We start from the raw sequence: 14,247 nt of genomic DNA on the forward strand, positions 1-14,247 counted from the left end.
CATCCGCCCGCCCCGGTCCCTGCGGACCGATGCCGCAGGGGCCGGGGCGGGGCCGGGTCAGTGGGCGGCGGAGTCCCAGTCCCGGCCGACTCCGACCGAGACGTCGAGCGGGGCGCGCAGATGGACCGCGCCGGCCATCTGCTCCCGGACGAGGGCCTCGACCCGCTCGCGCTCCCCGGGGGCGAGCTCAAGGACGATTTCGTCGTGGACCTGGAGGAGCATCCGGGAGGCGAGGCCCGCCTCGGTCAGCGCCCGGTCGACGTTGAGCATGGCGACCTTCACGATGTCGGCGGCCGTGCCCTGGATCGGCGCGTTGAGCGCCATCCGCTCGGCGGACTCGCGGCGCTGACGGTTGTCGCTGTTGAGGTCGGGCAGGTAGCGCCGGCGGCCCAGCATCGTCTCGGTGTACCCGGTGGCCCGGGCCTCGTCGACGACGCGGCGCAGATAGTCCCGCACCCCGCCGAAGCGCTCGAAGTAGGTGTCCATCAGGCCGCGGGCCTCGCCCGGGTCGATGTTCAGCTGCTGGGAGAGACCGAAGGCGGAGAGACCGTAGGCCAGGCCGTACGACATGGCCTTGATCTTGCGGCGCATCTCGGCGTCGACGGCGGACCGCTCGACGCCGAAGACCTGGGAGGCGACGGTGGTGTGCAGGTCCTCGCCGGAGGTGAAGGCCTCGATGAGGCCCTCGTCCTCGGAGAGGTGCGCCATGACACGCAGCTCGATCTGGCTGTAGTCGGCGGTCATGAGGGCCTCGAAGCCCTCGCCGACGACGAAGCCGTGCCGGATCGCTCGGCCCTCGTCCGTCCGCACCGGCACGTTCTGCAGGTTGGGGTCGGTGGAGGAGAGGCGTCCGGTGGCGGCGACGGTCTGACTGAAGGTGGTGTGGATCCGGCCGTCGGCGGCGATGGTCTTGATCAGACCCTCGACGGTGGAGCGGAGCCGGGCCTGCTCACGGTGGCGGAGCATGATCACGGGCAGCTCGTGCTCGGTCTGCGCGGCAAGCCAGGCGAGCGCGTCGGCGTCCGTCGTGTAGCCGGTCTTGGTCTTCTTGGTCTTCGGCAGGTTCAGCTCACCGAAGAAGACCTCCTGGAGCTGCTTGGGCGAGCCGAGGTTGAACTCGTGGCCCACGGAGGCGTGCGCCTCCTTCACCGCCTGCTGCACGGCGCCGGCGAACTGCTGCTCCATCGCCTCCAGGTGGTCCCGGTCGGCGGCGATGCCGTGCCGCTCCAGGCGGGCGAGGAGGGCGGAGGTGGGCAGCTCGACGTCGTGGAGGAGCTCGCGGGCGCCGACCTCGCCGAGCCGCTCGTCGAAGGCGTCGGCGAGGTCGAGGACGGCCCGCGCCTGGGCCATGAGGGCCTCGGCCTCGGCGGTGTCGTCGGCGCCGAAGGCGAGCTGCCCGTCGGCGGCCGCCGCCGGGGCGAGCTCACGGTGGAGGTACTCCACGGAGAGCGCGTCGAGGGCGAAGGAGCGCCGGCCGGGCTTGACGAGGTAGGCGGCGAGGGCGGTGTCCATGGTGACGCCCGCGATGGTCCAGCCGTGCTCCGGGAAGACCCGCAGGGCGCCCTTCGCGTTGTGCATGACCTTCGGGCGGGCGGGGTCGGCGATCCACGCGGACCAGGCCCGCTCGTCGGCCTCGTCGAGGGCGCTGGGGTCGAACCAGGCGGCGGCGCCTCCGGCGGCCGCGAGGGCGATCTCGCTCACGTTCCCCGTGCCGAGGGCCCAGCTGTCGACGGTGGCGATGCCGAGGGGCCCGGTGCCGTGCTCGGCCAGCCAGGGGGCGAGCTCGCCGGAGCCGATGACGGTGCCGTCCAGCTCGACGCCGGCGGCGGGGGCCGGAGCGGCCTCCTCCGCGGCACCCGGGTCGACGGCGAGGAGCCGCTCGCGCAGCGAGGGGTTGCGGATCTCCAGGGTGTCGAGGACGAGCGCGACGGCCCCGCGGTCGTAGGGCTCGCGGGCGAGGTCCGTGACGGTCCTCGGCAGCTCGACGTCCCGGACCATCTCGGTGAGACGGCGGTTGAGCCTGACCGACTCCAGGTGGTCCCGGAAGTTCTGCCCGGCCTTGCCCTTGACCTCCTCGGCGCGCTCGACGAGTTCGGCGAAGGAGCCGAACTGGTTGATCCACTTCGCGGCGGTCTTCTCGCCGACGCCGGGGATCCCGGGGAGGTTGTCGGACGGGTCGCCGCGCAGGGCGGCGAAGTCGGGGTACTGCGAGGGCGTCAGGCCGTACTTCTCCTGGACTTTCTCCGGGGTGAAGTGGGTGACCTCGGAGACGCCCTTGGTGGGGTAGATCACGGTGGTGCGGTCGGAGACCAGCTGGAAGGCGTCCCGGTCACCGGTGAAGATCCGGACGTCGAAGCCCTCGGCCTCGGCCTGCGTGGTGAGCGTCGCGATGACGTCGTCGGCCTCGAAGCCGTCGACGGCGAAGCGCGGCACGTTCATCGCGTCGAGGAGCTCGCCGATCAGCTCGACCTGCCCCTTGAACTCGTCCGGGGTCTTCGAGCGGGTCGCCTTGTACTCCGGGAACTCCTCGGACCGCCAGGTCTTGCGGGACACGTCGAAGGCGACCGCGAAGTGCGTGGGCGCCTCGTCGCGGAGCGTGTTCGCCAGCATCGAGGCGAACCCGTAGATCGCGTTCGTCGGCTGACCGGTCGCGGTGGTGAAGTTCTCCGCGGGCAGCGCGAAGAACGCCCGGTACGCGAGCGAGTGCCCGTCCATGAGGAGCAGGCGGGGGCGGGTGTCTGCGGGGTTCTTCGATGCTGTCTCGGCCACATGACGATCCTGCCACGGACCACCGACAATCCCGTCCACACGGCGGAGGTGCCCGGCTGTCGGTGCCGCGTGACAGGATCGGAGACGTACGCCACAGGATTACCGCTCAAGGGAGAGCGCGATGGTCAGCAAGCCGCCGGTCGGTGACCCGGTCCAGGACGCACCGCAGGTCACGCCGCCGCAGCACTCCGCGGCCGGCCTGCCCGCCATCGGGCACACCCTGCGGATGGCGCAGGAGCAGATGGGGACGGTGCGCACCGCGCGGACCCTGCTCAAGGTCAACCAGAAGGACGGCTTCGACTGTCCCGGCTGCGCCTGGCCCGAGGCGGACAAGCGACACGTGGCGGAGTTCTGCGAGAACGGGGCGAAGGCGGTCGCCGAGGAGGCGACGCTGCGCCGGGTGACCCCGGAGTTCTTCGCCGCGCACCCGGTGGCGGACCTGGCGACCCGCAGCGGGTACTGGCTGGGACAGCAGGGCCGGATCACGCAGCCGATGCTCCTGCCGGAGGGCGGCGAGCGGTACGAGCCGGTGACCTGGGAGCGGGCCTTCGCGATCATCGCCGAGGAGCTCCGAGCGCTCGGCTCACCGGACGAGGCGCTCTTCTACACCTCGGGCCGGACGAGCAACGAGGCGGCGTTCCTGCTCCAGCTCTTCGCCCGCGAGTTCGGCACGAACAACCTGCCGGACTGCTCCAACATGTGCCACGAGTCCTCCGGCTCGGCCCTCACGGAGACCATCGGCGTCGGCAAGGGCAGCGTCTCCCTGGAGGACCTGCACCAGGCGGACCTGATCATCGTGGCCGGGCAGAACCCGGGCACGAACCATCCGCGGATGCTCTCGGCCCTGGAGCGGGCGAAGGGGGCGGGCGCCCGGATCATCTCGGTGAACCCGCTGCCGGAGGCGGGGCTCGAGCGGTTCAAGAACCCGCAGACGCCGCAGGGCATGGTCAAGGGCACCGCCCTGACCGACCTCTTCCTGCAGATCCGGATCGGCGGCGACCAGGCCCTGTTCCGGCTCCTCAACCGGCTGGTCCTGGAGACGCCCGGGGCGGTCGACGAGGAGTTCGTACGGCAGCACACCCATGGGTACGAGGAGTTCGTCGCGGCGGCCGGGGCGGCCGACTGGGACGAGACGCTCGCCGCGACCGGCCTCGACCGGGCCGAGATCGAGCGGGCCCTGGAGATGGTGCTCGCATCGGAGCGGACCGTCGTCTGCTGGGCCATGGGCCTGACCCAGCACAAGCACTCCGTGCCGACCATCCGCGAGGTCGTCAACTTCCTGCTGCTCCGGGGGAACATCGGCCGACCGGGTGCCGGGGTGTGCCCGGTGCGCGGGCATTCGAACGTGCAGGGCGACCGCACGATGGGCATCTTCGAGCGGCCCTCGCCCGCGTTCCTCGACGCCCTGGACAAGGAGTTCGGGATCGTTTCGCCGCGCCACCACGGCTTCGACGTGGTCCGTGCGATCCAGGCGCTGCGCGACGGCGAGGCGAAGGTGTTCTTCGCGATGGGCGGCAACTTCGTCGGCGCGACCCCCGACACCGAGGTGACGGAAGCGGCGATGCGCACCGCGCGCCTGACCGTCCACGTCTCGACGAAGCTGAACCGCTCGCACGCCGTCACGGGCACGCGCGCGCTGATCCTGCCCACGCTCGGCCGTACCGACAAGGACGTGCAGAAGAGCGGCAAGCAGTTCGTGACCGTCGAGGACTCGATGAGCCTGGTGCACGCCTCGCGCGGCAACCTGCCGCCGGCGAGCCCGCACCTGCTGTCCGAGCCGGCGATCGTGGCGCGTCTGGCGCGTGCCGTCCTGGGCGCCGGATCGGCCACGCCCTGGGAGGAGTTCGAGGCGGACTACGCCACGATCCGGGACCGCATCGCGCGCGTGGTCCCCGGCTTCGAGGACTTCAACGCCCGTCTCGCGGCGAACCCCGGGGGATTCGCGCTGCCGCACGGCCCGCGTGACGAGCGCCGCTTCCCCACGAAGACCGGCAAGGCGAACTTCACGGCGGCGCCGGTCGAGTACCCGAGGGTGCCGGCGGGCCGGCTGCTGCTGCAGACACTGCGCTCGCACGACCAGTACAACACCACGATCTACGGTCTCGACGACCGCTACCGGGGCATCAAGGGCGGCCGCCGGGTCGTCCTGGTCCACCCCGAGGACGCGGCGGAGCTCGGCTTCGCCGACGGGGCGTACACGGATCTGGTGAGCGAGTGGACCGACGGCAGCGAGCGGCGGGCGCCCGGCTTCCGGGTGGTGCACTACCCGACGTCCCGGGGGTGCGCGGCCGCCTACTACCCGGAGACGAACGTCCTCGTGCCGCTGGAGTCGACGGCCGACGTCAGCAACACCCCCGCGAGCAAGTCCGTGATCGTCCGTCTGGAACAATCACCCTCCGCCTAAGCGTTTGCTCAGGCGGAGTCGAGTGATCATGCGATCAGCAGCCGTACGAAGACGAACGGAGCCGGGCCATGGGTGAACAGCAGCATGTGAAGTTCCCGCAGGAGGTCATCGACGAGTACGCGGCGCTGGGCGTCGACCTCCCGGCCCTGTTCTCGGCCGGGCACCTCGGGAACCGGATGGGCGTCCAGATCCTCGAGGCCTCGGCCGAGCGGGTCGTCGGCACGATGCCGGTCGAGGGGAACACGCAGCCGTACGGCCTCCTGCACGGCGGAGCCTCGGCGGTCCTCGCCGAGACGCTGGGCTCCATCGGCTCCATGCTGCACGGCGGCGTCTCGAAGATCGCGGTCGGCGTCGACCTCAACTGCACCCATCACCGCGGGGCGCGCAGCGGCCTGGTGACCGGTGTGGCGACGCCGGTGCACCGCGGGCGGTCCACCGCCACGTACGAGATCGTGATCACCGACGAGCAGGACAAGCGGGTCTGCTCGGCCCGGCTGACCTGCATGCTGCGCGAGATCACCGCCAAGGACGCGGGCGACCTGCCGGAGGCGGGCCGGACCGAGGGCGCCTGAGGCGGGGCGGGCCGACCGACACGGCGCGGCGCGGGACGGGGCGACCCTCCCGCGCCGCGCCGTTCGCGTACCGCCTCCCGCGCCGCGCCGTTCGCGTACCGCCTCCCGCGCCGCGCCGTTCGCGTACCGCCTCCCGCATCGCCTGCGGGCGCCCCCCTCCCCCCACCTCCAGCGCCTTTGGCGTATCAACTCCCTTACCTCTCCGCCCTCTTGCCCCACAGAGCCGTAGCCGCTTCACTGGCGAACCTCCCCCCACAGGAGAACACCCGATCCACTCACACACCGAGGGGTTCTTCGTGACCGCCGTTCGCACCACCTACGCGATGACCACCGTCACCGCCGCCGCCTGCGCCGCCGTCCTCGCCACCGCGATCCCGGCCACGGCGATCAACTCGTACAACGCGGCCCCCGCCCCCGAGCGCACCGAGGTCGGCGCGCTCGTCGCGACCTGGGACCACGACGAGGATCCGGCGACTCCCGACCGCGTCGACTGGGTCTGCTCCGGCACCATGATCGACACGAACACCTTCCTGACGGCCGCCCACTGCACGACGGACTGGCCGGCGAACGTCCGCTTCCACGTCTCGCTCGACCAGGACGTCCAGGCCGGCCTGGACCGGGCCGCCGCCGCCCACCCGGGCGACCCGGCCGCCCAGGCCCGGAGCGTGGCCGTCGAGGGCACAGCCCACAGCCACCCGGCGTTCCCCGGCCCGGCCTCCGACACCCATGACATCTCGGTGATCGAGGTGCCCGCCGCCGCCATGAAGGCCCGCTGGTCCTTCACCCCGGCGACCCTCCCCCGCGCGGGCGCTCTCGACGCGCTCGGCGCGCAGGGCCTCAACGCCACCTCCTTCGTGGTCGCCGGCTACGGCACCGAGGAGTCGAAGCGCGGCCCCGGCGGACACACCCACCCGGGCGGCGGCGTCCGCCTGAAGGCGCCGGTCACCTTCAACGCGCTCAACGACGCCTGGATCCGTCTCGCCATGACCGCGCCCCAGGGGAACGGCGGAGCCTGTTACGGCGACTCGGGCGGCCCGAACTTCGCCACGCTGAACGGGACCCGCACCCTGGTGTCCACCACCATCACCGGCGATACACCCTGCTACGCGACGAATGTGACATATCGACTGGACAGTCCTGGTGCGCGCGACTTTCTGAAGCCGTACGTCCAGCTTCCCTGACGTCTCTCGTCACCCTCGGTGACGGACGCGCGAGTGGGAGCGGATCGGAGTGACGGAGCGGTTCCGTCCGCTGAGGTTTCTGCCCCTGTCCGATATCCGGAGAGTCGGCCGAGCGCCCGGACAGGAGCAAGATTCACTCAAGCCCCTTAGCGGAACTGCACGTTCTCACTATGTGAACACCGTATTACAGCCCGCTTTGCCCCGGTTTTCCCACTCGCTGCGCACACTCTTTCCCCGTCGGCATAACAAGACAGTCACATCATGTCCTCGGCGCTCCCCGACCCTCCCCACCTGCGCTTAGAGTCACCGCCAGTCACCGCGCCGCCGGGCGCGTCCTACTGCACGGCCTAGTACCACCCAGTACGGCCCGGCGTTCCAAAACGGCACCCCTCGCTCCGCAGCTTCACGGCACCGCCTCATTCCGAGGGGGCCGCGCCAGGGAAAGGACCCTTCGTGCGAAACCGTTCGTTGCTCATACTCACCACCGCGGTCACCGCGGGAGCACTCACCCTCACCGCCTGTGGTTCGCGCGACGACAAGGGCGGCGCGGCCGAGAACGGTGACGGCGGCAACGTCACCGTGACCATCGGTCTCGACGCGCCCCTCACGGGCGAGCTGTCGGCCCTCGGCCTCGGCATCAAGAACTCGGCCGACCTGGCGGTCAAGACGGCCAACAAGAAGAGCTACGTCAAGGGCGTGACCTTCAAGCTGGAGTCCCTGGACGACCAGGCCCAGCCCTCCGCCGGCCAGCAGAACGCGACCAAGTTCGTCGCCGACAAGGGCGTCCTCGGCGTCGTCGGCCCGCTGAACTCCTCCGTCGCCGAGTCGATGCAGAAGGTCTTCGACGACGCCAAGCTGGCCCAGGTCTCCCCGGCCAACACCAACCCGGCCCTGACCCAGGGCGTCAACTGGAGCACCGGCGACAAGAAGCGCGGCTACAAGTCGTACTTCCGCACCGCCACCACGGACGCCATCCAGGGCCCGTTCGCCGCGCAGTACGTCTACAACGAGGCCAAGAAGACCAAGGCCTTCATCATCGACGACAAGAAGACCTACGGCGCCGGCCTCGCGGGCACCTTCAAGGGCGAGTTCGAGAAGCTCGGCGGCAAGGTCGTCGGCACCGAGCACATCAACCCCGACACCAAGGACTTCTCCGCCGTCGCCACCAAGGTGAAGACCTCGGGCGCCGACGTCGTCTACTACGGCGGCGAGTACCCGGCCGGCGGCCCGCTGGCCAAGCAGATCAAGGAAGCCGGCGCGAAGGTCGTCGTCGTCGGCGGTGACGCGCTCTTCAGCCCCGAGTACGTGAAGCTGGCGGGCGCCGCGGCGGCCAACGGCGACATCGCCACCTCGGTCGGCGCGCCCATCGAGTCCCTCGCCTCCGCCAAGGACTTCCTGGCGGACTACAAGACCGGTGGCTACAAGGAGGCCTACGAGGCCTACGGCGGCTACGCGTACGACTCGACCTGGGCCATCATCGAGGCCGTCAAGAAGGTCGTCGACGGCAACAGCGGCAAGCTCCCCGAGGGCGCCCGCGGCAAGGTCGTCGAGGCCCTGCAGGGCGTCTCCTTCGAGGGTGTGACCGGCAAGGTCTCCTTCGACGAGTTCGGTGACACCACCAACAAGCAGCTGACCGTCTACAAGGTCGAGGGCGGCGCCCACAAGCCCGTCAAGTCCGGCACCTTCGGCGGCTGATCAACCCCACCACCATGCACCACCTTCACCGCGCGGGGGGCCGCACCAGGCTCCCCGCGCGGTGTCACATCCGTCGAAAGTCTCGGAGGACAATGCGGTGAACGAACTGCCGCAGCAGCTGGTCAACGGCCTGCTACTGGGATCCATGTACGGGCTGGTCGCCGTCGGCTACACGATGGTCTACGGCATCGTCCAGCTCATCAACTTCGCCCATGGCGAGATCTTCATGACCGGCGGCTTCGGGGCCCTCACGGTCTGGCTCATCCTTCCCGGCGGCACCACCATGTGGGTCGCACTGCCCCTCATGATCATCGGTGCCGTGCTCGTCGCGACCACCATAGCCATCGGGGCGGAACGGTTCGCCTACCGTCCGCTGCGCGGTGGCCCCCGCCTGGCCCCGCTCATCACGGCCATCGGCCTGTCGCTCGCCCTGCAGTACGCCGTCTGGGTCTGGTACCCGGAGGCCAAGTCCGCCCGGACCTTCCCGCAGATCCCCGGCGGCGCGATCGAACTCGGCCCGGTCACCATCCAGACCGGTGACGTCTTCCTGCTGATCGCCGCCCCCATCTGCATGGCCTTCCTCGCCTTCTTCGTCATGCGCACCCGCACCGGTCGCGGCATGCAGGCCACGGCGCAGGACCCGGACACCGCGAAGCTCATGGGTGTCAACACCGACCGCATCATCGTGATCGCGTTCGCCCTCGGCGCCGCGATGGCCGCCGTCGGCGCCGTCGCCTACGGCCTCAAGTACGGCGTCGTCGACTACAAGATGGGCTTCCTCCTCGGACTCAAGGCCTTCACCGCCGCCGTCCTCGGCGGCATCGGCAACATCTACGGAGCCATGATCGGCGGAGTCGTCCTCGGTATCGCCGAGACCATGGCGACGGCGTACATCAGCCACATCCCCGGTATGGAGCAGCTCGGCGGCCAGTCCTGGGCCGACGTCTGGGCCTTCGTACTCCTCATCGTCGTACTCCTCGCCCGGCCCCAAGGCCTCCTCGGCGAGCGCGTCGCGGACAGGGCGTGAGCACCATGACCACCATCTCCGAGAACCCCCAGGCCCCCGCGGCCCCCACGGCCGAGGCGACCGGCCTCATCGGCTTCGTCCCGGCCAAGGCCGCCCGCGCCCTCACCCTGGGCGGCGGCGCCCTCACCATCGCCAGCTGCTTCCTCGCCTGGACCTGGACCCCCCGCTTCCCGGGCGACCTCACGTTCTACGGCTCCCCCGGCGGCCTCCAGATGCAGGTCCTGGTCACAGGCCTGCTCACCGTCCTCTTCGCCCTCTCCTCGTACGGCGTCAAGGGCACCCGCTGGCTCACCCCCGCCGGCGGCGACGCGGCCCTCAAACTCGCCGCGCTCGCCAACTTCGCCATCGCCTGGTTCACCGTCGCCGCCATCAGCATCGAACTCGGCGGCCCGGTCAACCTGGAGCCGGGCGGCGCGGTCGTCGCACTCGCCTCCCTGCTGGCCCTCCTCGGCGCCCTCGCCCTCCCCTACGAGCGGCCGAAGGTGCTGCCCGTGGACCCCGAGGACACCTCCTGGGACCAGTTCAAGCACCGCGCCGGCAACGACTGGGCCTCCTTCAAGGCCGCCTTCGCCTCCACCGGCACCGCGCGCCGAGTGCCCCCGATGCACTCCTCCCTCGAGATCCTGATCATCACGGGCGTCCTCGCGGCGGCCCTCGGCGTCTTCACCTACGGTGTCGGCACCGAGTACGACGAGCTGTTCCTCGGCTTCCTCATCACCGCCGGCATCGGCTTCGCCGCGGTCAACAAGTCGGGCCTCATGGCCCAGGCCACCCAGCTCACCAAGAAGCACCAGAACCTCTCCATCGCGGGCGCGTTCATCGCCGCGGCGCTCTTCCCGTTCACCCAGACCGACGACCAGTACGCGACGCTCGGCGTCTACATCCTGATCTTCGCCACGGTCGCCCTGGGCCTGAACATCGTCGTCGGCCTCGCCGGTCTCCTCGACCTCGGTTACGTCGCCTTCCTCGGCGTCGGCGCCTACGCGGCCGCCCTCGTCTCGGGCGCCCCGACCTCCCCGTTCGGCGTCCACCTCCCCTTCTGGGCCGCCATCCTCGTCGGCGCCGGAGCCTCCCTGGTCTTCGGTGTCCTCATCGGCGCCCCGACCCTGCGCCTGCGCGGCGACTACCTCGCCATCGTGACGCTCGGTTTCGGTGAGATCTTCCGCATCGCCGTCATGAACACCGACGGCACCTCCGGACCGGACATCACCAACGGCTCCAACGGCATCGCGTCCATCCCGAACCTCAACATCCTCGGGTTCGACTTCGGCGCCGAGCACGTGCTCGGCGGCTTCACGATCGGCCGCTTCGCCAACTACTTCTTCCTCATGCTGCTGATCATGGCGGTCGTCGTGCTGGTCTTCCGGCGCAGCGGCGACTCCCGCATCGGCCGCGCCTGGGTCGCCATCCGCGAGGACGAGACCGCCGCGCTCGCCATGGGCATCAACGGCTTCCGGGTCAAGCTCATCGCCTTCGCGCTCGGAGCCTCGCTCGCCGGCCTCGCCGGCACCGTGCAGGCCCACGTCACCTACACGGTGACCCCGGAGCAGTACCTCTTCGCCGGACCCATCCCGCCCAACTCCGCCTTCCTGCTCGCGGCCGTCGTCCTCGGCGGCATGGGCACGATGAGCGGCCCCCTGGTCGGCGCCTCGCTGCTCTTCCTCATCCCCAACAAGCTCCAGTTCATGGGCGAGTACCAGCTCTTCGCCTTCGGCGTCGCGCTCATCCTCCTCATGCGCTTCCGCCCGGAGGGCATCATCGCCAACCGGCGCAACCAGCTGGAGTTCCACGAGAAGGACGAGACGCCCGCCACGCTCGCCAAGGCAGGTGCCTGAACCATGACGACCACCACGAAGACCGCCGACGCCACCACCGCGCCGGCCGCCGGCGAGACCGTTCTCGACGCGCGCGGGGTCACCATGCGCTTCGGCGGCCTCACCGCCGTCCGCGACGTGAACCTGACCGTCAACAGCGGCGAGATCGTCGGACTCATCGGCCCCAACGGCGCCGGCAAGACCACCTTCTTCAACTGCCTCACCGGTCTCTACATCCCCACCGAGGGCGAGGTCCGGTACAAGGGCACGGTGCTGCCGCCGACGTCGTACAAGGTCACCGACGCCGGCATCGCCCGCACCTTCCAGAACATCCGCCTCTTCCACAACATGACCGTCCTGGAGAACGTCCTCGTCGGACGCCACACCCGGATGAAGCAGGGCCTCTGGTCCGCCCTGCTGCGTCTGCCCGGCTTCAAGAAGGCCGAGGCGGAGGCGTCGCAGCGGGCGATGGAACTCCTGGAGTTCATCGGACTCCAGGACAAGGCGCAGCACCTCGCCAAGAACCTCCCGTACGGTGAGCAGCGCAAGCTGGAGATCGCCCGCGCCCTCGCGAGCGACCCCGGCCTCATCCTGCTCGACGAGCCCACCGCCGGCATGAACCCGCAGGAGACGCGGGCGGCCGAGGAACTCATCTTCGCCATCCGGGACATGGGCATCGCCGTGCTCGTCATCGAGCACGACATGCGGTTCATCTTCAACCTCTGCGACCGGGTCGCCGTGCTCGTCCAGGGCCAGAAGCTGATCGAGGGCGACAGCCAGACCGTCCAGAGCGACGAGCGGGTCATCGCCGCGTACCTGGGCGAGCCCGTCCAGGCCGACGAGCCCGCCGCGGCCGCCGACGACGCCCCGGAGGCCCCGGAGACCCCCGCCGCCGAGGCAGCCCCGGCCACCGCCGAGGCCGCCGGCGAGGAGACCCCGGCCACCGAGGCGCCCGCCGCCGAGGACGCCCCGGCCGCCGAGGACGCCCCGAAGAAGACCCCGGCCTCGCAGGACACCCCGCACGACCCTGCTTCGGGCAAGGAGAACGACGCATGACCGCACTGCTCGAAGTCGAGAACCTGCGGGTCGCCTACGGAAAGATCGAGGCCGTCAAGGGCATCTCCTTCTCCGTCGACGCCGGTGAGGTCGTCACCCTCATCGGCACCAACGGCGCCGGGAAGACCACGACCCTGCGGACCCTCTCCGGCCTCCTCAAGCCGGTCGGCGGCCAGATCAAGTTCGAGGGCAAGTCCCTCCGCAAGATCCCCGCACACAAGATCGTCTCGCTGGGTCTGGCCCACTCCCCCGAGGGCCGGCACATCTTCCCCCGCATGACGATCGAGGAGAACCTCCTCCTCGGCGCCTTCCTCCGCAAGGACACCGCGGGCATCGCCAAGGACGTCCAGCGCGCCTACGACCTCTTCCCCATCCTGGGCGAGCGTCGCAAGCAGGCCGCCGGCACGCTCTCCGGCGGTGAGCAGCAGATGCTCGCCATGGGCCGGGCACTGATGTCCCAGCCGAAGCTGCTCATGCTCGACGAGCCCTCCATGGGCCTCTCCCCGATCATGATGCAGAAGATCATGGCGACGATCTCCGAGCTGAAGGCCCAGGGCACCACCATCCTGCTCGTCGAGCAGAACGCCCAGGCCGCGCTCGCCCTGGCGGACCACGGTCACGTCATGGAGATCGGCAAGATCGTCCTGTCCGGCACCGGGCAGAACCTGCTCCACGACGAGTCCGTCCGCAAGGCGTACCTCGGCGAGGACTGAGTCACCCGGTCCGCACCACGGACCGAAGGCCCGCCCCACAGCGACGTGGGGCGGGCCTTCTTCCGTACGGGGCGCGAGCCGGGCCTACTGGCCCTTGGCGGCCTTCTTCTCCTCGGCGTCCTCGATGACGGCCTCGGCGACCTGCTGCATCGACATGCGGCGGTCCATCGACGTCTTCTGGATCCAGCGGAACGCGGCCGGCTCCGTCAGCCCGTACTGGGTCTGCAGGATCGACTTGGCGCGGTCCACCAGCTTGCGGGTCTCCAGGCGGAGGGAGAGGTCGGCGACCTCCTTCTCCAGGGCCCGCAGCTCGGCGAAGCGGGAGACGGCCATCTCGATGGCCGGCACCACGTCACTCTTGCTGAACGGCTTCACCAGGTACGCCATGGCGCCGGCGTCCCGGGCCCGCTCCACGAGTTCGCGCTGCGAGAAGGCGGTGAGCATGAGGACCGGGGCGATGGACTCGCCGGCGATCTTCTCCGCGGCCGAGATGCCGTCGAGGACGGGCATCTTCACGTCGAGGATGACGAGGTCGGGCCGGTGCTCACGGGCGAGTTCGACGGCCGTGGCACCGTCACCGGCCTCGCCGACGACCGTGTAGCCCTCTTCCTCCAGCATCTCTTTGAGGTCGAGGCGGATGAGGGCCTCGTCCTCGGCGATGACGACGCGGGTCGTCAGCGGCGGAACGTGCGACGCCTCGGCGTCGTCGGCGGGCTGGGGCGACTCGGGGGCGGTCACGGGGGCTCCTTGTTGCGGGCAGGTACTGCTACCTGAGCCTACCTAGGTCCTGTATGTTTGAGGCACGGCGGGTCTCCGCTAGCCTTCCTTTTGAAGGATGCCCCGGTAGTCCAGCGGTAGAGACACGGTGCTCAAACCACCGACAGCGTCGGTTCGAATCCGACTCGGGGCACTTTCCCTTCGATTCCAAGGTCGCTCAACGGGTGGCGATCTTCGCTCGTCAACTGGACGACCTCTCCGTCGCGGCCATGGACCTCCACGTGGGACCCACGTCCTGA

The 14,247-nt window shown here is 70.1% G+C and carries 10 protein-coding genes and 1 tRNA gene; 9 read left to right on the forward strand and 2 right to left on the reverse strand.

Translation table 11 applies throughout. From position 1 onward, the window contains the following. Positions 1-57: 57 nt before the first annotated feature. Positions 58-2,769 carry a DNA polymerase I gene (gene polA, locus AMK29_RS00930; protein ID WP_073806668.1) on the reverse strand — a complete coding sequence of 904 codons (2,712 nt, stop codon included), beginning with the start codon at positions 2,767-2,769 and terminating at the stop codon, positions 58-60. 121 nt (positions 2,770-2,890) lie between these two features. On the opposite strand from polA, the gene AMK29_RS00935 reads away from it, so the two are divergent. The 8 genes from AMK29_RS00935 (at position 2,891) to AMK29_RS00970 (ending at position 13,231) form a co-directional block, all read left to right on the forward strand. Beyond that, entirely contained in the window at positions 2,891-5,173 is a 2,283-nt protein-coding gene (locus tag AMK29_RS00935) for an FdhF/YdeP family oxidoreductase (RefSeq protein WP_073806669.1), read from the forward strand. Between the two features lie 68 nt (positions 5,174-5,241). Continuing rightward, on the forward strand, positions 5,242-5,745 hold the full coding sequence (locus AMK29_RS00940) for a PaaI family thioesterase (RefSeq protein ID WP_073806670.1): 504 nt from the start codon (positions 5,242-5,244) through the stop codon (positions 5,743-5,745). A 296-nt stretch (positions 5,746-6,041) separates the two neighbouring features. Beyond that, complete coding sequence (locus tag AMK29_RS00945; RefSeq protein ID WP_198942161.1) at positions 6,042-6,926, forward strand: trypsin-like serine protease; 885 nt, start codon at positions 6,042-6,044, stop codon at positions 6,924-6,926. A gap of 453 nt (positions 6,927-7,379) precedes the next feature. Beyond that, positions 7,380-8,621, forward strand: a complete 1,242-nt coding sequence (locus AMK29_RS00950) for a branched-chain amino acid ABC transporter substrate-binding protein (protein WP_073806671.1) — start codon at positions 7,380-7,382, stop codon at positions 8,619-8,621. A 97-nt stretch (positions 8,622-8,718) separates the two neighbouring features. Next, positions 8,719-9,648, forward strand: a complete 930-nt coding sequence (locus AMK29_RS00955) for a branched-chain amino acid ABC transporter permease (RefSeq protein WP_073806672.1) — start codon at positions 8,719-8,721, stop codon at positions 9,646-9,648. Further along, on the forward strand, positions 9,645-11,483 hold the full coding sequence (locus AMK29_RS00960; protein ID WP_079196708.1) for a branched-chain amino acid ABC transporter permease: 1,839 nt from the start codon (positions 9,645-9,647) through the stop codon (positions 11,481-11,483). The genes AMK29_RS00955 and AMK29_RS00960 overlap by 4 nt, the downstream gene beginning before the upstream one ends. Positions 11,484-11,486: 3 nt before the next feature. Beyond that, a complete protein-coding gene (locus tag AMK29_RS00965) occupies positions 11,487-12,518 on the forward strand; it encodes an ABC transporter ATP-binding protein (protein ID WP_073806673.1) in 1,032 nt (343 codons plus the stop codon). After that, positions 12,515-13,231 (forward strand): ABC transporter ATP-binding protein, encoded by a 717-nt coding sequence (locus tag AMK29_RS00970; protein WP_073806674.1) that lies wholly within the window; start codon positions 12,515-12,517, stop codon positions 13,229-13,231. Before AMK29_RS00965 ends, AMK29_RS00970 begins: the two co-directional genes overlap by 4 nt. A gap of 84 nt (positions 13,232-13,315) precedes the next feature. Here AMK29_RS00970 and AMK29_RS00975 read toward each other — a convergent pair whose 3' ends face one another. Continuing rightward, positions 13,316-13,969, reverse strand: a complete 654-nt coding sequence (locus AMK29_RS00975) for an ANTAR domain-containing response regulator (protein WP_073806675.1) — start codon at positions 13,967-13,969, stop codon at positions 13,316-13,318. Between the two features lie 99 nt (positions 13,970-14,068). Here AMK29_RS00975 and AMK29_RS00980 point away from each other — a divergent pair. Continuing rightward, positions 14,069-14,141: transfer RNA gene (locus AMK29_RS00980), tRNA-Leu, on the forward strand. Positions 14,142-14,247 lie beyond the last annotated feature (106 nt).

Origin of the sequence: Streptomyces sp. CB02261, from assembly GCF_001905665.1 — a bacterium.
Classification (GTDB): Bacteria; Actinomycetota; Actinomycetes; order Streptomycetales; family Streptomycetaceae; genus Streptomyces.

What these genes read in the sequence shown, in the direction of transcription:
- AMK29_RS00935 (WP_073806669.1), top strand. Translation starts at nt 2,891, where the DNA reads ATGGTCAGCAAGCCGCCGGTCGGTGACCCGGTCCAGGACGCACCGCAG.
- AMK29_RS00940 (WP_073806670.1), top strand. Translation starts at nt 5,242, where the DNA reads ATGGGTGAACAGCAGCATGTGAAGTTCCCGCAGGAGGTCATCGACGAG.
- AMK29_RS00965 (WP_073806673.1), top strand. Translation starts at nt 11,487, where the DNA reads ATGACGACCACCACGAAGACCGCCGACGCCACCACCGCGCCGGCCGCC.
- AMK29_RS00970 (WP_073806674.1), top strand. Translation starts at nt 12,515, where the DNA reads ATGACCGCACTGCTCGAAGTCGAGAACCTGCGGGTCGCCTACGGAAAG.